This is a genomic window from Gordonia sp. (in: high G+C Gram-positive bacteria) (assembly GCF_047602025.1).
Taxonomy (GTDB): domain Bacteria; phylum Actinomycetota; class Actinomycetes; order Mycobacteriales; family Mycobacteriaceae; genus Gordonia.
This window is the reverse complement of record NZ_JASGII010000001.1, coordinates 119719-139755: the sequence shown is the minus strand read 5'-3', so window position 1 is coordinate 139755 and position 20037 is coordinate 119719. Positions and strand designations below refer to the sequence as shown.

18 protein-coding genes are annotated in these 20037 nt (G+C 71.4%); 4 read left to right on the top strand and 14 right to left on the bottom strand.

What is annotated here, in order from left to right:
• Positions 1–2: 2 nt before the first annotated feature.
• The 4 genes from QM728_RS00610 to QM728_RS00595 are packed head-to-tail and all read right to left on the bottom strand — an operon-like array spanning position 3 to position 6806.
• Complete coding sequence (locus QM728_RS00610; protein ID WP_415030119.1) at positions 3–647, bottom strand: GNAT family N-acetyltransferase; 645 nt, start codon at positions 645–647, stop codon at positions 3–5.
• Positions 644–1942, bottom strand: coding sequence for a SidA/IucD/PvdA family monooxygenase (locus QM728_RS00605; protein ID WP_415030118.1), 1299 nt, complete (start codon positions 1940–1942; stop codon positions 644–646). The genes QM728_RS00610 and QM728_RS00605 overlap by 4 nt, the downstream gene beginning before the upstream one ends.
• Positions 1939–5418 carry an amino acid adenylation domain-containing protein gene (locus tag QM728_RS00600; protein WP_415030117.1) on the bottom strand — a complete coding sequence of 1160 codons (3480 nt, stop codon included), beginning with the start codon at positions 5416–5418 and terminating at the stop codon, positions 1939–1941. Before QM728_RS00600 ends, QM728_RS00605 begins: the two co-directional genes overlap by 4 nt.
• Positions 5415–6806 (bottom strand): salicylate synthase, encoded by a 1392-nt coding sequence (locus QM728_RS00595; RefSeq protein ID WP_415030116.1) that lies wholly within the window; start codon positions 6804–6806, stop codon positions 5415–5417. Before QM728_RS00595 ends, QM728_RS00600 begins: the two co-directional genes overlap by 4 nt.
• A gap of 150 nt (positions 6807–6956) precedes the next feature.
• Between QM728_RS00595 and QM728_RS00590 the strand changes: the two genes are divergently transcribed.
• Together QM728_RS00590 and QM728_RS00585 are read left to right on the top strand one after the other, a co-directional pair.
• Positions 6957–8624 (top strand): (2,3-dihydroxybenzoyl)adenylate synthase, encoded by a 1668-nt coding sequence (locus tag QM728_RS00590; RefSeq protein WP_415030115.1) that lies wholly within the window; start codon positions 6957–6959, stop codon positions 8622–8624.
• Positions 8625–8647: 23 nt separating this feature from the next.
• Entirely contained in the window at positions 8648–8860 is a 213-nt protein-coding gene (locus QM728_RS00585) for an MbtH family protein (protein WP_415030114.1), read from the top strand.
• Here the strand turns inward: QM728_RS00585 and QM728_RS00580 are convergent.
• The 5 genes from QM728_RS00580 to QM728_RS00560 all read right to left on the bottom strand — a co-directional run bounded on the left by QM728_RS00580 (position 8857) and on the right by QM728_RS00560 (position 13382).
• Positions 8857–9615 (bottom strand): ABC transporter permease, encoded by a 759-nt coding sequence (locus tag QM728_RS00580; protein WP_415030113.1) that lies wholly within the window; start codon positions 9613–9615, stop codon positions 8857–8859. The two genes, QM728_RS00585 and QM728_RS00580, sit on opposite strands and share 4 nt — an antisense overlap.
• Entirely contained in the window at positions 9612–10439 is an 828-nt protein-coding gene (locus QM728_RS00575) for an ABC transporter permease (protein ID WP_415030112.1), read from the bottom strand. Before QM728_RS00575 ends, QM728_RS00580 begins: the two co-directional genes overlap by 4 nt.
• Complete coding sequence (locus tag QM728_RS00570) at positions 10436–11374, bottom strand: ATP-binding cassette domain-containing protein (protein WP_415030111.1); 939 nt, start codon at positions 11372–11374, stop codon at positions 10436–10438. The genes QM728_RS00575 and QM728_RS00570 overlap by 4 nt, the downstream gene beginning before the upstream one ends.
• A 92-nt stretch (positions 11375–11466) precedes the next feature.
• Positions 11467–12381 carry an aminoglycoside phosphotransferase family protein gene (locus QM728_RS00565; protein ID WP_415030110.1) on the bottom strand — a complete coding sequence of 305 codons (915 nt, stop codon included), beginning with the start codon at positions 12379–12381 and terminating at the stop codon, positions 11467–11469.
• Positions 12382–12383: 2 nt separating this feature from the next.
• Entirely contained in the window at positions 12384–13382 is a 999-nt protein-coding gene (locus QM728_RS00560; protein ID WP_415030109.1) for a hypothetical protein, read from the bottom strand.
• 100 nt (positions 13383–13482) lie between these two features.
• Between QM728_RS00560 and QM728_RS00555 the strand changes: the two genes are divergently transcribed.
• Positions 13483–13920, top strand: a complete 438-nt coding sequence (locus QM728_RS00555) for an SRPBCC family protein (RefSeq protein ID WP_415030108.1) — start codon at positions 13483–13485, stop codon at positions 13918–13920.
• A 1-nt stretch (position 13921) separates the two neighbouring features.
• Here QM728_RS00555 and QM728_RS00550 read toward each other — a convergent pair whose 3' ends face one another.
• Genes QM728_RS00550 through QM728_RS00540 form a run of 3 tightly spaced genes read right to left on the bottom strand, consistent with a single transcriptional unit; the run spans position 13922 to position 16086 of the window.
• Positions 13922–14371: a hypothetical protein gene (locus QM728_RS00550; protein ID WP_415030107.1), complete on the bottom strand. Its 450-nt coding sequence runs from the start codon at positions 14369–14371 to the stop codon at positions 13922–13924.
• A gap of 15 nt (positions 14372–14386) precedes the next feature.
• The gene (locus QM728_RS00545) at positions 14387–15304 is read right to left on the bottom strand and encodes a D-isomer specific 2-hydroxyacid dehydrogenase family protein (RefSeq protein ID WP_415030106.1); all 918 of its coding nucleotides are present in this window, start codon (positions 15302–15304) and stop codon (positions 14387–14389) included.
• Positions 15301–16086, bottom strand: a complete 786-nt coding sequence (locus QM728_RS00540; RefSeq protein WP_415030105.1) for an SGNH/GDSL hydrolase family protein — start codon at positions 16084–16086, stop codon at positions 15301–15303. Before QM728_RS00540 ends, QM728_RS00545 begins: the two co-directional genes overlap by 4 nt.
• Positions 16087–16149: 63 nt before the next feature.
• Between QM728_RS00540 and QM728_RS00535 the strand changes: the two genes are divergently transcribed.
• Positions 16150–16455: a hypothetical protein gene (locus QM728_RS00535; RefSeq protein ID WP_415030104.1), complete on the top strand. Its 306-nt coding sequence runs from the start codon at positions 16150–16152 to the stop codon at positions 16453–16455.
• Here QM728_RS00535 and QM728_RS00530 read toward each other — a convergent pair whose 3' ends face one another.
• The gene (locus QM728_RS00530) at positions 16456–18969 is read right to left on the bottom strand and encodes a PEP/pyruvate-binding domain-containing protein (protein ID WP_415030103.1); all 2514 of its coding nucleotides are present in this window, start codon (positions 18967–18969) and stop codon (positions 16456–16458) included.
• Positions 18966–19928, bottom strand: a complete 963-nt coding sequence (locus QM728_RS00525; RefSeq protein WP_415030102.1) for a hypothetical protein — start codon at positions 19926–19928, stop codon at positions 18966–18968. The genes QM728_RS00530 and QM728_RS00525 overlap by 4 nt, the downstream gene beginning before the upstream one ends.
• Positions 19929–20037 lie beyond the last annotated feature (109 nt).

Genomic DNA, 20037 nt, shown 5'->3' with positions numbered 1-20037 from the left:
AGTCATCCAGGGTTGGCGATTTCGGACACGGGGTGCGGCTCGGGCACGTCCAGCGGGGAACGCCCGCGGACACAGAGGGTGATTCGGCGGTCTGGTCGGATCTGAAAGTCGCCGAGTTCGACGAAGCCCTGCTTGACCAGTGCGCGCCGCATGCGGGTGTTCTCGGCGGCCGGCTCGGCGACGACTCGTCGGCAGCGCGGCTCGTCGGCGAACACCGCCTCGACGAGGTCACCCATGAACCCCGACATCACGCCCCGGCCGAGCAGGGAAGTGTCCGCGGTCGCGATGTGCAGACCGGTGTCGTAGGGGTCTGTGCGGTAGAGGCGCGCAATCTCGTCGCGCGCCACCCGGTACAGCTCGAGGTAGGCGACGTCGCGCCCGTCGTGGCTGACCACCAGCGGGCGCGAGTAGTCCCCCGCCAGGCGCGTGCGGGTATCGGCCGCCCAGGTTTCGGCCGACCAGGGTTGGTCCCAGGTCTGCACCAGATGCGGTCGGGCGAACCAGTCCGCCAACATCGTCGGGTCGTCGCCGTCGGGATCGACGAGTCGCAGCCGGAATCGCCCCGCGAGGTTCGGGATCACCGGCGGACCGGCGGCGACGACCGCCGGGTCGACGTCGCGGACCTCTCGCGCGATCACCTCGGTCATCGGTCCGCCGCCTCGACGCGACGGACAGTGCGATCGGCGGGGGTCGCCGCGAGTGAACCGCGCACGACCCGGTTGGACAGCTCGCCGAGGCAGCTGAGGTTGGGGAAGCCCGGGCCCTGCGCGAAGCCGGCCAGGTTGGGCAGGAACAGCGGCGGGGTCAGCGAGTCGACCGCCAGATGCGGGTCGATCGACTCCTCGATGGCGGTCATCGTCGGACCGGCGACCGAGGCCCGCGGCCCGAGGGCCAGTTCGAGCAGGTCGAGGGTGTCCGGCGTCATCAGCTCGGTGAACCACATCGGTTGGCCGCCGGTGGCGTCGATGACCAGGTCGAAGGTGTGCGTCGACGCGCTGCGGCCGTCGTTCTGCAGGGTCAGCTCGACGAGTTCGTCCGCGCGGCGGGCAGCGGTGACGCGGCCCTGCAGGTGGTGGACGCGGTGGTCGGACAGCAGGTTCTCCTGCACGCGGACCGAGAAGACGCCGCGGTCGGTGCGCCGGATCAGGTCGCGCCGCTCGGCGGCCGACATCGCCGGCCAGCCGGTCGGATCGCTGAACATCGCGTTCTCGAAGTAGCTCTCGCCGCGCGTGTAGATCGTGGCGCCGGGGGCGATGACCGACAGCGTCATGATGTCGTGGCGGATCAGTTCGTCGAGGATCGAGCCGGCGGTCTCACCGCCACCGACGACCGCGGCCCGCGACGACACCGGCAGGTCGCGCTTGGGCACGCGGTCCCAGAACTGGGCGACCGACAACACCCGGTCGTCGTCGAGCATCGCGCTCGAACTCGAGCCGGGACCGGTGATCATCAGCTGGTCTCCGGTCACTTCCGTGCCGTCGGCCAGGCGCAGCAGCCAGGTGTCCTCGTCGGCGGCGATCTCGGTGACCCGCCCGACGCGCAGGTCGAGGTCGACGCGGTCGGCGACCCAGGCGAGGTAGCGGGCCCACACGTTGTGCTGCGGGTGCGGGCGGCCGCGGTCGACCCATTCGGTATAGGTCTGGTGCTCGACGAGGAACGACATCCAGCTGTAGGCGAGCATCGCCCGGTTCACGTCGGTCTCCGTGCCGCGGTGCACGGCCCCGCGGTACGGGAAGCCGATGTCCTTCTCCGGACTGGTGCCCAGCCGGTGGCGGCCGTCGGTCCAGCCGCCGATCGGCTGCCAATTGGCGCCGACGGCGTGGGAGTCGACGGCGATGATGTTCGGCGCATCCTGGCCGAGGTCGCGCATGACCTTGGCCTTGGCGGCGACGGCGAGCGCCTTGGGGCCGGCGCCCAGGATCAGCAGGGTCGGCGTGCTCACGCGGTCTTCACCTCCGGGTCGAGGTCGGCGTCGTCGAGCGCGGCCACCTCCAGGTACACCGCGGCGACCTGCTCGAGGCGGCCCGGTCGGGCGTCGGTCTCGTCCAGGCGCGTCGCCAGGTCGGCGACGGTCCGCGCGGCGAAGACATCGGCGATGCCGGCTTGCGGGGCGTCGAGCCAATCGCGGACGCGGGCGACGACGGTGGTCGCCAGGACCGAGTCGCCGCCGATGGCGAAGAAGTCATCAGCGACCGACAACTGGTCCGCGTCTTTCGCCAGCACGCCGGCGACGATGTCGCACAGGGCGCGCTGCAGATCGGTGGTCGGCGCGACGTATTCGGTCGCCGCTGCGCCGTCGGCGAGCGCGGCGGCGATGGCCGCGCGGTCCAACTTGCCGTTGCCGGTGAGCGGCAGCGCGGGCAGCACCTCGACGCGGGCGGGGACCATGTAGGCCGGAACCGCCTCGCGCAGCCGCGCGGTGATTGCGTCGCCGTCGGGGCCGCCGTCGTGGACGGTCACCGCCGCGGCCAGCCCGCGCACCGAGCGCCCGTCGCCGAGCGGGATGACCAGGGCCTGGTGGACGCCGTCGACGCCGCGCAGCGCGCCTTCGACTTCGCCGAGCTCGACGCGGTGCCCGCGCACCTGGACCTGGTGGTCGGCGCGGCCGAGGAACTCGATGGTGCCGTCGGGCCAGTAGCGGGCGAGGTCGCCGGTGCGGTACCAGCGCAGCCCGTCGCGCTCGATGAAGCGCTCGGCCGTGCGCTCGGGATCCTTGCGGTAGCCGTGGGCCACGCCCGCACCGCCCACCCAGAGCTCACCGGTGACCCAGTCGGGGCAGTCGGCGCCGAGGGCGCCCACGACCCGACATTCGACATTGGCGAGCGGGGTGCCGAACGGGACCGCGGCCCACACGGCGGGCGGGTCGACGGTTTCGCAGACGGTGCCGTGGATGGCGATCTCGGTGGCGCCGCCGAGACCGGCGAAGCGGGTGGCGGGGCTCAGGGCGTGCAGGCGCCGGGGCAGGTCGACGCCCACCCAGTCGCCGCCGAGCAGCGCGGCCCGCAGCGAGTCGCCGATGGATCCGGCGGCCTCGCCTTCGGTCAGCAGCATGTCGAGGGCGCTCGGCACGCAGGTGAGGATCGACCCGCGGTGCGCTTGCAGCAGGCGCAGCCAGGCGCTGGGATCCTTGGCCTCGTCGGCGGTGACGGCGATCGCCGCACCACCGGCGCTGTAGAGCCCGAAGATGTCGTAGACGGAGATGTCGAACTCCAGCGCGGCGACCATCAGCGAGCGGTCGGCCCCGCCGACGTCGAAGCGGCGGTTCACCGCGTCGATGGTGTTCATCGCGGCGCGGTGCGGGACTTCGACGCCCTTCGGCGCCCCAGTCGAACCGGAGGTGAACAGGACGTAGGCGATGTCCTCCGGGTCGCCGAGGAAGGGCTCGGCCGTCGGCTCATGGCCTCGAGCAACGGCGAGGTCCACCGCGGCGACACCGGCGGGCAGGGCCGCCGGGGAAGCGTCGTCGGTGAGGAGGACGCCGATGTCGCCGGTGTCGATGATCGCGGCCCGACGCGCGGGCGGCTGGTCGTAGCCGATGGGGATCCACACCGCTCCGGCGGCGAAGGCGCCCAAGGTGGCGACGACCTGGTCGGCGCCCTTTGGCAGTTGCACGCCGACGGAGTCGCCGGGTGCGACGCCGGCCGCGGCCAGTGCGCCTGCGACGGAGCGGGCCTGCGCGGCCAGCTCGCCGTAGGTGACCCGGACGTCGGTGCCCAGCAGCGCGATCCGCTCCGGGTCGGCGGCGGCGATCCGGAAGAACTCTTCGTGCAGCAGTCGGCCCGAGCGCGGCTCGGCGGTGTCGTTGACGCGCTGGCGCACGATGCGCTGCTCGGCGGGCAGTTGCGGCGCGGCCAGGCCCTGCCAGCCGCTCTCGCCGGCGGCGAGGCGGCCGATCGCGTCGGTGTAGGCGGCGAACATGGCGTCGATGACGCCGGGCGGGAAGGCCGAGACGCGCACGTCCCAGTTGAGCAGCAGCCCGCCCCGGTGTTCGGTGACCTGCGCGTCGAGCACGACCTGCGGGCCCTGGGAGACGATCCAGCCGGGCTCGCCGACGCGATCCCGGACCTCGGGGGCGAAGAGCTCGCCGAGGCCCAGCGCGCTGGTGTAGACGACCGGGGCGAGCACGGTCTCGCCGCGCGCCCGCCCGAGGTCGCGCAGCACGTCGAGGGCGCCGTAGGAGCTGTGCGAGCCGTTGACGTGCAGCCGGTCCTGGACCTGTCGGGCGAGGTCGAGCACGGACTCGGCGGCGCTGACGTCGACGTCGAGCAGGATCGACGAGCTGAAGTCGCCGGAGACGAGCTCGATGTCGGGGTGGACGGGCTCGCGGTGGAACAGCGGCACGTTGAGGAGGAAGCGCGGGTCGGCCGACCAGGCGCCGACGGTCGCGGCGAACACGGCCGCCAGCGCGGCGGCCGGGGTGATGCCGCGGGCGTGCGCGGCGCGCAGCACCGCCTCCTTCGCGTCGGCGTCGATCCAGTGGTGCTTGCGCTCGACGCGACGGTCGACCGCGCCGGCCACGGTCGGCAGCTCGGGCCCGCCGGGCAGCTCGTCGAGGCGGTCCTGCCACCACTGCCGGTCCGCCGCGCGGGCGGGATCGGGGTGCTGCTGCCGGTGGGCGAGGTAGTCGCGGTAGGTGACGTCGATGCGGGGCAGTTCACGACCGTCGTAGAGCGCGACCAGATCCGCCAGCAGCGTCCGGTAGCTCATGGCGTCGGCGGCGAGCATGTCGATGTCGAGGTGCAGGCGGTGCGCACCACCCGGGAGCAGGCTCAGCGCGACGTCCACGACCTGACCGTCGGCGATGTCGAGCACCTGGTGGGTCTTCGTCTCGCGGGTCTGCGCGAGGGCGGCGTGCGCCTCGTCGGCCGTCCTGTCGCGCAGGTCGTACACGGTGAGGGGCTCGTGCGTGCGCCGCGCGTCGACGACCTGGGTGCCGTCGGGCAGGAAGCGGGCGCGCAGCATCGGGTGCCGATCGATCAGGGCCGACACCGCGCGGGCCAGGGCTTCGGGGTCGAGCGTTCCGTCGCCGTCGAACTCGGCATAGAGGTGGGCAGCGACCCCGCCGAGGTCGGCGGCATCGGTGCGGCCCACCCAGTACGCGTGCTGCATGGGCGCGAGGCCAAAGGCATCGACGCTGTCGGCGACGTCGGCGCTCGCCTCCTCCGCGACGGGCCCTCGCGGCCCGGACTCGTCTGCCGGGTCGGCGCCCAGCAGCACCGCCCACTCGGCCAGGCGCGGCTGCTGTGCGAGCTGGGCGAAGTTGACCCGGTGGCCGCGCTTGCGCCAGCCGCCGGCGATTTTCATGATCAGAATCGAGTCGAGGCCGAGTTCGATCAGGTCGGCGGAGTCGTCGACCGCGTCCGGCTCGACGCCGAGCGCGGCCGCGACCTCGGCGCGCAGCTCGTCCAACACGCTCATCGGTCGCCGCGCTCCCCCGCCGGCACGACGAACGGCGCCACACTGCCGAGCTTCTCGACGGTTTCGGTGAACTCGCGCTCCGGAGTCGACTGTTCGACGATGCCGGCGCCGGCCCGCAACCACGCACGGCCCTCGGCGCTGAAGATGGTTCGCAGCGCGAGGGTCGCCTCGAGTGCGCCGTCGGACGAGGCCGCCAGCACCGCGCCCGAGTACAGGCCGCGCGCGTGCGGCTCCAGGCGGTAGATCGCGTCGAGCGCCGGGGTCTTGGGGATGCCGGTCGCGGTGATCGACGGGAAGATCACGGCGAGCGCGCGCCACGGGCCCGCATCGGGCGACAGCTCGCCGCGCACGGTGGAGGCGAGGTGCTGCACGCTGCCGCGTTCGCGGATGGCCATGAATTCGTTGACCGACGTCGTGCCGGGCAGCGACACCTGGGCCACCTCGTCGAAGCAGGCGAGCACCGACATGGCGTGCTCGGCGATCTCTTTCGCATCCGAGCGCAGCTCTGCCTTGGCGGCCCGGTCGTGGTCGTCGGAGACGCCGAAGGCGCGGGTGCCCGCGAGCGGTTCGGTGACGACTTCGCCGTCCGCGGTGGTCGCCACGACCAGCTCCGGGCTGAAGCCGGCGGCGGCAAGGCCGCCCAGCGAGACGAGGAAGGACCGCGCGGGGTTGTTACCGGCCCGGCCGCGGGCATAGGTCGCGGGCATGTCGACGGCGAACGGCACCTGCACCTCGCGGGACATGATGACCTTCTGGTAGTCGCCGCGACTGATCTCGGCAATCGCGTCGGCGACGCGCCCGCGGTAGTCGTCGACGTCGACGGTGACGTCGACCGGGCGGGCGGGCGCCGGGTCGACGGCGCTGTCGGCGAGTTCGGTCAGGCGGGCGACCAGGTCGGCCTCGGTCGTGTCGGCGGGCATCGTGACGACGCTGATCGCTTCGGGGAGCAGGCGGCCGTCGGCGGCGAAACCGCGCGGGTCGAGGACGACGTGGACCGACGGCACCATCAGCACCGCGAGGACGGCATCGTCGTCGACGCGGTCGAGCAGGTCGTGGTGCGCCGCGCAGTAGTCGAAGCCGACCCAGCCGAAGGCGTTCCACTCGGGGAACGGGAGCGCGGCCAGCGCCGAGGCAACGGCGGCCGACGGGTCGTCGGTCCAGGGAACGGTGGTGGTGGCGCCATCGGCGAGCTCGGTGGAGACGCTGCCCTTGCGCAGTTCGATGACGGCCCGCGCAGCGGCGGCGAAGGTCCAGCCGTCCGGCCCCTCGTAGACGATGTGCTGGCCGCCGAAGTCGTCGGCGGCGGCCCAGGCGGCGCAGGTCCGGGCGGCCCGGGCGATGTCGTGGTCGCGGTGCGGACGAGCGGAAGTCTCGGTGACGACGGACATGGCAACTCCGGGTATTTGGGCAGTTATTTAGGTAAGCCTCAGTACAGGTGCGTAAGGTTAGCCACACTTGTGTCAAATGCAAACTTTGCTGTCCGCAAGGCCGCCCGCCGCGGATTAGGTTTGCCTAATTCGTGTGTTTCAATGGCTGCCATGACCACTCCGGAGAACGTCGCGACGGCCGTCGGCAGCGCATCCGGCCTCGTCGACGGATTCGTCCCCTACGCTCCGGAAACGGCGGCCCGGTACCGCGCCGCGGGGCTGTTCGACAACCGCCCGCTGGCCGACCTGCTCGTGGCCGCGGCGCACCGTCGGGCGGGCGAGATCGCTGTGATCGATGCCACAAGCGAACCGCACGCCACCCTGACCTACGCCGAGCTCCTCGCCGCCGCCGATCGACGGGCCGCCGGATTCGCCGCCGCCGGCCTGCGCGCCGGCGACCGCGTCGTGCTGCAGCTGCCCAACTCCGCGCAATTCGCCGTGACGCTGCTGGGCCTGCTGCGCCTGGGCGTCGCCCCGGTGATGTCGCTGCCCGCCCACCGAATCGCCGAGATCGCCCACCTGGCCGCCGGCTCGGGGGCGGTCGCCTACATCGGCGCCGACGATGCCGGCGGTTTCGACTACCGCGGGCTGGCGACCGAACTCCAGCGGCGGGTGCCGTCGGTGCGCCACGTCTTCATCGCCGGTGACCCCGGGGTCCACGCCCCGTTGCCCGACGCCGACGACGACTTCGGCCCCGCCTCGCCCGATCCCGACGGGCCGGCGCTATTCCTGGTCTCCGGCGGCACGACCGGCCTGCCGAAGCTGATCGCGCGCACCCACAACGACTACGCCTACAACGCGCGGCAGTCGGCGTCGGTCCTCGAGCTGGGCCCCGATGACACCTACCTCGTGGCGCTGCCCGCCGCGCACAACTTCCCGCTGTGTTGCCCGGGCATCCTCGGCGTCTGGTCGGCCGGGGGCCGGGTCGTCTTCACCGACAACCCGAGCCCGGACAACACCTTCGACCTGATCGAGCGCTACCGCGTGACCGTCTCGGCCCTGGTGCCCGCCCTGGCGCAGTTGTGGTGCGCCGCCACGGAGTGGGAGCCCGCCGACGTCTCGTCGCTGCGCCTCCTGCAGGTCGGCGGGGCCAAGCTCGCCCAACCCGATGCCGAGGCCCTCGACGACGCGTTGGGCCCGGTCGTCCAGCAGGTGTTCGGCATGGCCGAGGGGCTGATCTGCTACACGCGACCCGGGGACGACCGGGAGTTCGTCCACCGCGTCCAGGGCGCGCCGATGTCGCCCCACGACGAGGTGCGGGTCGTCGACGAGAACGGCGACGACGTCCCCGATGGTGACGAGGGCGAGCTGCTGGTGCGCGGTCCGTACACGATCCGCGGCTACTACCGGGCCGCCGAGCACAACGCCCGCTCGTTCACCCCGGACGGCTTCTACCGCTCCGGCGATCGTGTCCGCCGCCTGCCCGGCGGATACCTCGCCGTCACCGGGCGCATCAAGGACACCATCGTGCGGGCCGGCGAGAACGTCGCCGCCGACGACGTCGAGGAGCACCTGCTCGCCCACCCGGCGATCGGCCAGGTCGCGGTTGTCGGGTTGCCCGACGAGGCGCTCGGCGAACGCATCTGCGCGGCCGTCGTCGTCGCACCGGGCCACCGCCGTGACGCCGCGCCCGATCGCGCCGCGCTCCGCACCTTCCTCACCGACCGCGGACTGGCCACGTTCAAGATGCCCGACCAGGTCGCCGTCGTGCCCGCCCTGCCCGTGACGGCCGTCGGCAAGATCGACAAGGCGGCACTTGTCGCCACCCTGCAACCCTGACACCGAGAACCAGGAGACCACTCATGACCAACCCCTTCGACGACGAGAACGGCCGCTTCTTCGTGCTGGTCAACACCGAGAACCAGCACTCGCTGTGGCCGGCGTTCGCCGACATCCCGGCTGGCTGGACTACCGCCTTCGGCGAGGCCGACCGCGCGGCGTGCCTGGCCTACGTCGAGGAGAACTGGCCCGACCTGCGCCCCGCCAGCCTCATCGCCGCCATGGCGACGGACTAGCGCCCGCGGTTGTAGGCCCGCGTCGCCAGCACGCCGAACACCGCCGTCAGCCCGACGGCCCAGGCGAGGCTGATCCACGCGTCGGCGCCGAACACCGGCTCACCGGCCGTCGTCGCGCTGCGCATCGCGCCGGCGATCCGCGAGACCGGGTTGATCTGCGCGATCGGTTGCGCCCAGCCGGGCAGGTCGTGGAGCTTGACGAAGCCGGTGGAGAAGAAGGTCATTAGCAGCATGACCGCGTTGAGGGCGCCGACCGCGCTCTCCGCCGATTCGGCGACCATCGCCACCGCGACCATCGCCCAGGCGACGCCGAAGCCGACGGCCAGCGGAATGGCGAAGTACACGACGGCGCCGAGTACGCCGTTCTCGAACCGGAAGCCCAGCGCCATGGCGACCGCGGTGATGACCGCCAGGGTCAGCGCGTTGCGCACGACGTCGGCGCAGATCCGGCCGGCCAGGGGCGCGACGGGCGACATCGGCAGGGTCCGCAACCGGTCGTCGAAGCCGGAGACGCGGTCCTGGTGAGCCGCCAGGGCCGTCGACAGCGCACCGAAGAGCACGCCCATCGTCGCGAACACCGGGGCGGCGTACTGCACGTACTCCGCCAGCGAGGCGCCGGGCATGATCATCTTCCCGAATGAAACCGACATCAGCAGCAGCAGGATCGTCGGCGTGATGGCCGCCGTCGCCACGGTCATCGGCGACCGGCCCATCAGGACCAGTCCGCGCCGGGTCATCACGGCGATGTCGCTCATGCGGTCCTCCCGAAGGCGCGCGGGGCCAGGAGCCCGAAGACGATCACCGAGCCGACGCACCAGGCGAGGGCGATCAGGACCGCCTGGCCGGTGTTCACCGGATGCCCGGCGTTGGCGGTGACGGTGGCCGCGTCGGTCGACACCGCCCGCAGCGCATCGCAGATCCGCGACAGCGGTTGGTTCTCGACGATCGGCTGCAACCAGCCCGGATAGGCCCGCTTTGGGACGAACAGGGTCGACACCAGGAGCAGGGGGAAGTAGATCGTGCCGCCGATAGCCTGCGCGGCCTCCGGATCTTTCGCCGAGTAGCCGAGCACGAGGTAGGGCAGGACGATGGCCACTCCGGACACGATCACCAGGGCGAAGAAGGCCGCCACGCCCACCACCCCGGTCTCGAAGCGGAAGCCGAAACAGTAGCCGACGGCGATGAGGACCAGCGTCCCGATCACGGCGCGCGCGACCTCGCCGACGATGAGGGAGGCGACCGGCGCGGTGCGCGCGATCGGCATGGCCCGCAGGCGCGACACCATGCCCGACGATGCGTCCTCGGCGGCCCACACCGCCCCGGACAGCGCGGAGAAGTACACGGCCTGCAGGACGATCGCCGGCAGCAGGTACTGCGCGAAGTCCATTCCCTGGCGTTCCATGATGCGGCCGAAGACGGTGAAGAACAGCAGCGCGAACATCACCGGCATGACGATCGCACCGATGATCGACGACGGGCGGCGCGCCATCAGCCGCAGGTGTCGGCCGGCCAGCTGCACGGTGTCGCCGACCACCGACGGCCGCGGCGCGGGAGGCGCGGACTCGAGCACCGCCGTCATGCGGTCACCTCGACCTCGGGCGCGGTCGCCGATCCCGTCAGGGCGAGGAAAACGTCGTCGAGGGTCGGGTGGCGCAGGCCGATGTCGGTCGGGACGATGCCCTCGTCGTCGAGCGCGCGCAACACCGCCATCAGTGTCGACGGGCCGTCGCTGGGGAGGGTGATCTCGTCGTCGCCGACGGTCGGCGATCGGTCGCCCAGGGCGGCGACGGCGCGCTCCCGCAGCGAGTCGTCGACCGACAGGAAGCAGACGGCGCCGCCGATCCGATCCTTGAGCTGCGCCGGGGTTCCTTCGGCGATCACGGCTCCGTGGTCGATGACGACGATGCGGTCGGCGAGTTGGTCGGCCTCCTCGAGGTACTGGGTGGTGAGGAAGATCGTCACGCCGGTATCGCGCAGGCGGCGCACCACGTCCCACAGCATGGTGCGGCTGCGCGGATCGAGACCCGTGGTCGGCTCGTCGAGGAACAGGACCCGCGGGTTGCCGATCATCGAGGCGGCCAGGTCGAGGCGGCGGCGCATGCCGCCGGAGAAGGTGCCGGTGCGGCGGTCGGCGGCGTCGGCGAGGTCGAATGCGTCGAGCAGCTCGACGGCCCGGGCGGCGGCCGCCGCCTTGCCCAACTTGAAGAGGCGCCCGAACAGCACGAGGTTCTCCCGCGCGGTCAGGTTGTCGTCGAGGGCGGCGAACTGGCCGGTGAGGCCGATCAGCGGTCGGACGGCGGCCGGGTCGGCGAGGACGTCGACTCCTGCGACGCGGACGGTCCCCCCGTCGGGCCGGGTGAGCGTGGTCAGGATGTTGATCGCCGTCGTCTTGCCGGCGCCGTTGGGTCCGAGGACGCCGAGGATCTCGCCCTCGTCGACCGACAGGCTCAGGCCGCACAGCGCCTGGACGTCGCCGAATGATTTGGTCAGGCCGTGCGCCTCGACAATCGGCATGGTGACTCCCCCGGGATAGCCGAACAGTTACTTAGGTAAGCCTAACTGCTCTGATCGGCAAGTCAATGGGCGGGTGGTCGACGCCACCGGGGCTACGGCTGCACGGCCTTGGCGACGGCGACGCACTTGGTGATCCAGTCCCGCTCACCGTCGTCGAGCGGGCGGTTCACCCGCTTGGCATCCTGCACCGACCAATGCGCGTTGATGATCATGCGCACGACGACCCAGTCGCGCGCCCGCTCCTCGTCGAAGCCGGCCACCTCGACGACGGTCACAAAGCGACGATTGATGCTGTGGCGCAGGTAGCCGTCCATCTCGTCCCACCGGTTCCACAGCAGCGGGGCGATCTCGTAGTGCGGATCCCCCGACATCGGCTGCGGATCGATCGCGAGCCACGGTTCGCGCTGCGCCGACAGCACGTTCTCGTAGTGCAGATCGCCGTGGATGATCGCGCCGTCGCACGCGGGATCGTCGACGAACTCCCGCCCGCGACGCAGCGCCTCGTCGACGAACCGCCGCGGGACCGGCATGTCGGCGGCGTCTGCGGCCATCGCGTCGAGCCAGCCGGAGAGCACCTCGCTCAACCGCCGGAACCGCGGACCGGCCGGCCGGTGCAGCCGCGGGTACAGCGCGGCGACGGTTTCGCACGCCTGCAGGTCCCACTCGCCGACGAGGTCTCGCGGGCCGATCCGTTCGAGCAGCAGCGCGCGGCGCGCCGGGTCGGCCCGGTACAGCTCGACGGCCCCGTCACCGGCCCACGTCTGCAGCGCGAGGTGTTCCTGGGCGGTGTCCTCGGCGCCGTCGAAGCCCACCTTGAGGACCGCGGACTCCCCGTCGGCGGTGCGAACCGGCAGCACGAGGGAGGCGAACCCGTGCATCGGCCCGCCGTCGACGGTCAGCTCCCATTCGGCGAGCAGGTCGGCGCAGCGACGCGGCAGACGGTCGAGCCACCGCTCCCAATCGGGGCCGAGTCGGCGCTGCGCGTCGAGCCCGTCGGGAATCGGCACGCTCACTTGTCGGCGACGACCTCCGCGTCGCCGCCCAGGGCGTTGATCCGATAGGAGAAGACGAGCAGCGCGATCAGGCCGACGCCGACGTTGATCAGCGCGCCGAACTGCTCGGTGACGAAATTGAACACCTGGGTCAGCAGCATGGTGACCAGCGCCGCGGTGCGCAGCAGGCGCAGCGGCCACAGCCCGCCGACGCGGCGCACCAGGCCGACGAAGGCGAGGATGCAGAGCGCCGATGCCACGGCCGAGCCGCCGAGCTGACCGAGGGCGGTGACACCCGGGTTCGGGTGGTTGATGACGTGGCGCAGCCCGTGCACGAGACCGGAGATGTTGAACACGGTGAGCAGCACCGCGACGGCGATGGTCGCCTTCGGGCCGACGATGATCGAGCCCTCGGCGTGGGTGATGCGGGCGTAGAAGCGGTCGAGGAGGTTCGGCTTGACGACCGGGGCGGCCGACAGTGCGGTGGAAACTCCGTCGACGGCGTCGGGATGGGCGCCGAGCTCCTTGGCCTTGCCCAGCGACGTGAGTGCGCGGTCGCGCTCGGTGCGCGTGATGCCGCCGGCGAGGGCGTCGGTGGTCGTCGAGGCGCCATTGACGAGAGCCGACTTCGCCGTCACCTCGCGCACGTCGTTGACCAGGTGGTTCGCGACCAGCAGCAGCACGAGGACGATGTACATGATCGCCACGGCCGGTTGGTAGAAGTAGTCGTTGTCCTTGGTGACGAACTTGCCGACCTCGTCGAGGAACAGCCCGAAGCCGATGCCGCCGACGAGGACCGCGACGTGCCGGGTCACGCGGCCGGTGAACGACAGCATGAAGAACATGGCGATCCCGAGCAGTGCGCCGCCGAACAGGGCGTGCGCGATGTGCAGGTTGCCCTCGCCGATCTGCGGGTATCCCGTCTTCGCCAGGTAGGCGCGCGTGACCAGGATCGTGACCACCGCGACGATCACGAACCACTCGACCAGGTAACTGCCGTCGGAACGACGAACCATGTGTTGCACTCCTCGGCTGTCGGTTGCGTGCAAGATGAAGGCTAGACGACCGAACTGTGCACTTCCTGGAGCGGGAACGTGCGAGCCGAAGCGGGGAGCCATGACCGACCTCATCGTCGAGCGCACCATCGCCGCACCAGCGGACGCGGTCTTCGCGTGGCTGACCGACCCGCGGCACCTGACCGCGGCTCCGTTGGCGCTGCGCGCGGGGTGGGCCGGCGGCACCGCCGGGCCGGGCGTCGGGGCGGTGCGCGAAGTCTGGGCGCTGGGCCTGTGGGCGCGCGAGGAGATCATCGCCTGGGATCCGCCGCACGGCTACGAGTACCGGATCACCCGCGCCGTGCCGGCGATCGAACACCGCGAAGGGGCGGTCGTGCTGACGCCCGTCAACGGCGGCACCCACGTTCGCTGGATCAGCGACTTCACCATTCCGCTCGCCGGCGGCGGCAAGCCGATGGAACTGCTGATGGGCCGGCTGCTGCCGGGGAGTTTCGCGGCGATCCTCGACGCGTGTTCGCGCGATCTCGAGAGCTCGTAGCTCAGCGTGCCTTCGCGGCGGTCACGGCCGCGACGACGGCGTCGAGGCACTCCTGTGCCGCTGGTTCGGGACCCAGGCCGACGTAGCAGCTGCCCGCCGAACTGTGGTCGCCGGGCAAGCCGGTGATCGTCATGCCCCGCTCCACGCCGCCGGCCACGGTGTCGTCTGCGATCGACGCGTCGCGCAGCGGCAGGGTCAGGTGGTGCATCCCGCGCTCAGCGCCGCTGATCACGACGACGATGTCCGCCGCGCCGAGGACGACGTAGGTGTCACTCTCGATGTCGGGGTCGACGCGATTGCCCAGGTTCACACTGTGGGTCGCCCAGGCGGGCGCGTCCGACGCGACGGTGAGCTGGTTCGCGAACGCTGCCTCGTCGACCCGGGCGCGCACCTCCGACGGCAGCTCGGGCAACGACGTACGCGTCGTGCTGCGGCGGTAGAGCGGTTTCATGGGGAGATCGTAGGCTCAGTAGCCCCGCGCGGGATCGACTCTTGCCACCAGGTCCTCGCCGGCGGCGAACCGGCGCAGGTTCTCCGCCAGCCACGGCGCCATCTCCCGCGTCAGCCCGGGTGCCGGGTTCGCGATGTGCGGGGTGACGATGAGATTGGGCAACGACCACAACGGATCGTCGTCAGCGGGCGGTTCCGGGTCGGTCACGTCGAGCGCGGCGCCGGCGATCGTCCCGGCCCGCAGCGCACGGCCGAGGGCCGCCTGGTCGATCAGCGGGCCACGCGCGACGTTCACGACCCAGCTGTGCGGCTTGAGCAAACCGAGCGTGCGGTCGTTGAGCAGGTGGTGGGTACTCGGTGTCGACGGCGCGGCGAGGACAACATGGTCGGCCTCGCCCAGCGCTCGATCTGTTTCCGTCGAGCGAAGCGTGAGATCGGCACCATCGAGGTTTCGGCCCGAGTGGTTGACCGCGATCACACGGGCGCCGCACGCTGTGAGCCGCGGCGCGAGCTCCCGACCGATGCCTCCGGCCCCGATGATCGTGACGGTCGCGCCGCGCAGCGTCCGGACCGCGGGCGGGATGACCGCGTCGTTCCAGCCGAGAAGGACCGATGCCGGGATCTGGCGCAGCCCGGCGAGCAACAGTGCGAGGGCATGCTCGGCGCACCCCGCCGCGTAGAAGCCGGAGGCGTTGGTCCAGAGCCGACGATCGTCAAGCACCCCGGACGCCAGGTACGCCTCGATACCGGCGTAAGACAGCGCCACCCACTCGACCGCGTCCGGCAGGCTCGGAAAGGTGTCCGGGCCGGCCAGCCACACCAGGACCCGCGCTTCCGCGAGTGGCACCACTCGACCACCGGCGTCCACAACGGCCTCGACCAGGCACGGGTCGCGAACGGGTTCGATGGCGACGGCCAGATTCGGATAGCTCACGACCGACTCCGCTCGGGCAGGTCGGCGACCGGCGTCGGGTGCGGATAGCGCGGAGTGAGCGAGTCGCCCGACGAGACGCCGCGGATCCGGCGGCCCACCCACGGGGCGACGAAGCCGCCGACCCATTTGGCGTCCTCGGCGATCCGTCTGCCGCGCGGCAGACGCTCGCGCGGCGGCAGCGGCAGGGGCTGCAGGTCGTGCGGCACGCCCAGGGCGTCGAGGACGGCGATCGCCATGCGCTGGTGCCCTGCCGGGCCCATGTGCATCCGGTCGTGGGACCACATGCGCGCATCCTGGAAGTCGCGGATCCGCCAATAGTCGACGAGGACCGCGTCGCGCCGGTCGGCGATCTCGCGCATCCCCTCGGCGAGCAACGCGAACCTGCCGCGCAGGGCGCCGAAGACGGGTACGTCGCCGGTGTCGTGCGGGGTGAAGATGGCAACGGTCGCGCCGGTGTCGCGCAGGCGCGCGACCCCCTCGTCGTAGGCGCTCATCAGGTCGGCAAAGTTGATCGACGGGCGCAGCACGTCGTTGCCGCCGGCATGGATGGTCACCAGGTCGGGCGCCATGGCGAGGGCGGGCTCGAGCTGTTCGTCGAGGATGGGTTTGAGCTTGCGGCCGCGGATGGCCAGGTTCGCGTACTCGACGCCGGGGCGGGCCGCCTCCAGCGCGCGGGCGACGCGGTCGGCCCAGCCGCGCACCCCGTTGGGCAACGACGGGTCGTCGTCGCCGACGCCCTCGGTGAACGAATCGCCCAGGGCGACGTATCGGGAGTAGCTCACACGCAGAAGGCTATGTGAGCGGGTAGGTTCGATGGCAATCGAACCTCTAGTCAGGAGCCATCCATGAAGAAGCTCACCGTCGGCATCGCCGTCCTCGCCTGTCTGGGCCTGTCCGCCTGCAGCCAGATCGAGGACGTGGTCGACAAGAACAAGGGCAGCCAGACCACCTGCGGCAAGTACGTCCAACTGACCGGTCCCGAGCAGACCGACGTCGTCATGAAGTTCCTGGAGGACGACAAGGGCTTCGACCAGCCGGGCGAACTCCTCGTCACCGCGAACAAGACCGCGATCCTGGCGTACTGCAACACCACCGCGGGCACCGACGACCCGATCAGCAACACCCCGATCGTCCGCGGCTTCGGCCGATAGTCACCCGACGGCGGTGATCAGCCCGTGGTCCCCGTCGACTTCGACGGGAGCGCCGTCGACGATCTGATCGATCCCGACGACGCCGCTGACCGCCGGTATCCCGTACTCGCGCGCCAGGATCGCACCGTGCGACAGCATGCCGCCGGTCTCGATGACGAGCCCGGCCAGCAGCGGGAACACGCTCGTCCAACCGGGGTCGATGTTGGGCGCGATCAGGACGTCGCCCGCCCGGACTGAGCCGAGGTCGGCGAGTTCCCGGACTCGGCGTGCCGGACCCCGGCCGCGGCCTCGGCAGATGCCCGATCCCCGCAGTGCTCCGGGCGGAAGGTCGCCGAGGTCCTCCGACGGTGGCTCGACCTCGGTCTCGACGTCGTCGAACAGGTACGTGGCCGAGCCGCGGCGCGCGTAGGCGGCGTACTCGTCGCGACGCCGGGCGGCGACCTCCTTGAGCGTCTCGTCGCCGTCGGTGGCGCCGCCGAGGAACTCCGGACCGGTCAGGTAGAAGGCGTCGTCGGGGTCGGCCAGCACCCCGTCTCGCACCAGCTTTCTCGCCCGCGCGAGGACCAGCGACCGCTGGTGGGTGAGCAGGTAGTCGAGGTGGTATCGCTGGTTCTCGCGATAGCGCGTGTAGGCCTGCACCCGCTCGATCAGGCCGCTGAGCGTCCGCCGACGGACGCCGCCGAGGGGTCCGCGGCCGGCCCGATCGAGGGCGGTCGCGACGGCGGCCGAGCTGCGTTGCTTCGCCGACGCGCGGGGCGGTCCCGACGGCGCTGCCGTGCGACCGCGCAGTTGCGCCCGCACGAACTCCAGGATGAGTTCGGGCTCCTCGCGCCAGCGAGGCTTGGCGATGTCGCGGCTCGCCGATCGGTGGCCGTGGCGGGCCAGGAACGCGTCGTACTCCGCCCAGAACGGCGCCGTCGGAGTGGCTGCGCGCACGGCGTCGTAGTCGCTTCCGGACTCGATCGCCGTCGCGACGTCGGGGTCCTTGGCCGCTGACTCGCCCAGCGCGGCGATCTCCCGGTTGATGGTCGCGGTGTGCGTGTCGTCGAGCCCGCCGATGACGTCCTGGTACAGCTCGCCGGACTCGTCGTCGCACCAGGACGCGAGTTGGCGCTCCAGCAGCGAGTGCAGGAACGGGTTGTAGAGGGTCATGCCCCAGCGGATCACCCGGAAGTGCTCCCGCCCGAAGTCGTCGACCTGCTGGAACTGCTGCCGCCATTGCTCGTCGTCGAGGGCGTCGTAGTCCTGGGCGAGCAGCGGCAGGATGTCGCGCTCGATGGCGTCGCAGTGGTCCTGCAGCGCCTGCAGGTTGCGGCGCGGCCCGCTGCGCCCGCGGTCCCGCAACGTCGACAGCATCGCGCTCGGCATGCGGCGCAGGTTCCACGACGGCTCGGCGATCCACTCCTCCACCTGTGGCGGGAACCAGGCGTTGGCGCTGCTGGTGCGCATCGACCGGGGCAGGATCTGCAGCACGCTGGCATAGTAGCGGCCGCTGAAGTAGGCGTAGCCGCGGTGCAGCTGGACCGGCTCGTCGTCGGCGAGGTCGCGACGGCCCTGCAACTGCGACATCTCCTTGAACGCGACGTCGACGATCCACGGCACCATGACGTCGGCCGGCAGCGGCAACGTGCACTCCGCGAGGTACTCGTCGCCGAAGCGGCGGGACCAGATCTCTCCGGGGTCGGGCGAGGGCAGATTGGTGATCGGGCGGTCCTGCAGCAGGTACGGGCCGTCCGCGCAAATGGCCCACTCCAGGTCGCGCCGCGGGCCGATGCGGTCGGTGACCGTCGTGGCCAGCTGCCACAGCGATCGCAGGTCCGACTCGGACAGGCAGGGCTGCTCGCGTCGCTCCGGGTCGACGGGCCGCTCGACGACACGGCCGTCGACGTAGACGCACTCGGTCTCCTTCGCGCCGATCTGCTGCTGCGTGACATCGCCCGTCGCGGCGTCGACGACGTAGTGGTCTGGTTCGGTGCGCCCGGACACGACGGATTCACCCAGCCCCCACCCGGCGTCGATGACGAACTCTGGCGCGAACGGTCGCACCGGGTTCGCGGTGAGCAGCACCCCGGCCGTCTGCGGTGCCAGCATCTGCTGGAGCACGACGGCGATCGCACCGCGGTCGACGGCGTCGTGCTCGCCGCGATAGACCCGAGCGCGGCCGGCCTCTACCGACGCCCAGCACCGCGTCACGGCGTCCCGCAGCGCGGGCAGCGAGTCGACGCCGAGGATCGTCTCGTAGACGCCGGCGAAGGACGCGTCGGCGAGGTCCTCGGCGACCGCCGAGCTACGGACGGCCCAGCGGTGCTCGGGCCCGGCCGTCGAATCCCACCACCGGGCGAGGTCGTCGGCGAGGCAGGCGGCGCGGGCGCCCGGGTCCAGGGAGACGTCGGCGGTGATGCACCAGGCGGGTGGCACGCGCGCACCCGCGGCGAGCAGTCGGACGAGGCCGACGCCCTTGCCCCCGATGTGGTCGGCGTCGGCCGACGTCGTCGGGGTCAGCTCTACGATCACCGCCGGCTCGACTTCAGCACGTCCTTGGCGACGGGCAGCAGTCGCGGCGCCCAGCGCATCATCGTCGACGGCGAGCCGTGGAAGGTGTGCTCGATGATCCCGGCGCCCACGCGGGTGCGTCCGTCGACGGTCGCCTCGAATCGGGCGTGCGTCTCCTGGATGACCATGCCGCTCTTGAACAGCGGAGCGCCGACGATCGGCGTGCCGGTGACGCGGTACTCCCGGCCGACCTGGTCGGTGATGGTCAGCGTGAGCTTGCGGACCAGGTCCGGCGACGCCCAGTCGAAGTGCGCGGTGAAGTGGTCGATGGCGGTGCAGGTGCCGTTGTCGTAGACGAAGCCGGACTGGTCGGCCGGGCCGTTGCCGAGCGACTGCATGGCGGTGAAGGCGAGATCCGGCCCGAACTGGGCGGAGATCCAGTCCCAGCCGGTGATGTTTCCCCAGTCGCGCGGGCCCCACGATTTGTCGCGGGTCCCGAAGCCGTTCACCGTGTGCTCGCGACCATCGATCCGCGTGGTGCCGACCACCCTGCCGGGATGTTCGAAGTGCCTAGCGGCCAGGACGTCGGCGCCGCCGGACTCGTCGAAGTCGAAGGGCGGCGCGAGGGCGGTCCAGGTCAGATCGATCGTGTCGGTGCCGTCGAGCTTGATGCGCCAGCGTTGCAGCGGCTCGTCCATCGTCATCGTCAGGCGGCCGACGGTCAGGCCGGTCTCGGCACGCGGATCGGGTGTCACCTTCTTGCCGAGTCCGCCGTAGACGAGTTCACGGCGTCCGTCGCGGAACATGACGACGACGCCGTCGCCGCGGCCCTCGTTGACCCGGATACCCACGCGGGCGAGGCCGAACGCCGTGCCCTCGAGGTCGGCCCAGTTGAAGTAGTAACTCTCCTGCCAATGCGGGTCCGCGCCGGCGGTGTGCAGCTCTTCGTCGACGGGCAGCAGCGGCTCGGGCGTGGGCATGGCCGAATTATGACAGCGCGCGTGTTCAGAATCCCGCTAACTGTCCATCTCCTGTGGAAAGCGGCGCGGCGGCCGATTTACCGAGCCCCCCATCAGACCTCGGCCTATG

Bases quoted from the DNA above. Each gene is read 5' to 3' on its own strand.
- QM728_RS00610 (WP_415030119.1), bottom strand. From the start codon at position 647: ATGACCGAGGTGATCGCGCGAGAGGTCCGCGACGTCGACCCGGCGGTC.
- QM728_RS00600 (WP_415030117.1), bottom strand. From the start codon at position 5,418: ATGAGCGTGTTGGACGAGCTGCGCGCCGAGGTCGCGGCCGCGCTCGGC.
- QM728_RS00595 (WP_415030116.1), bottom strand. From the start codon at position 6,806: ATGTCCGTCGTCACCGAGACTTCCGCTCGTCCGCACCGCGACCACGAC.
- QM728_RS00590 (WP_415030115.1), top strand. From the start codon at position 6,957: ATGACCACTCCGGAGAACGTCGCGACGGCCGTCGGCAGCGCATCCGGC.
- QM728_RS00585 (WP_415030114.1), top strand. From the start codon at position 8,648: ATGACCAACCCCTTCGACGACGAGAACGGCCGCTTCTTCGTGCTGGTC.
- QM728_RS00580 (WP_415030113.1), bottom strand. From the start codon at position 9,615: ATGAGCGACATCGCCGTGATGACCCGGCGCGGACTGGTCCTGATGGGC.
- QM728_RS00575 (WP_415030112.1), bottom strand. From the start codon at position 10,439: ATGACGGCGGTGCTCGAGTCCGCGCCTCCCGCGCCGCGGCCGTCGGTG.
- QM728_RS00570 (WP_415030111.1), bottom strand. From the start codon at position 11,374: ATGCCGATTGTCGAGGCGCACGGCCTGACCAAATCATTCGGCGACGTC.
- QM728_RS00560 (WP_415030109.1), bottom strand. From the start codon at position 13,382: ATGGTTCGTCGTTCCGACGGCAGTTACCTGGTCGAGTGGTTCGTGATC.
- QM728_RS00555 (WP_415030108.1), top strand. From the start codon at position 13,483: ATGACCGACCTCATCGTCGAGCGCACCATCGCCGCACCAGCGGACGCG.
- QM728_RS00550 (WP_415030107.1), bottom strand. From the start codon at position 14,371: ATGAAACCGCTCTACCGCCGCAGCACGACGCGTACGTCGTTGCCCGAG.
- QM728_RS00535 (WP_415030104.1), top strand. From the start codon at position 16,150: ATGAAGAAGCTCACCGTCGGCATCGCCGTCCTCGCCTGTCTGGGCCTG.
- QM728_RS00525 (WP_415030102.1), bottom strand. From the start codon at position 19,928: ATGCCCACGCCCGAGCCGCTGCTGCCCGTCGACGAAGAGCTGCACACC.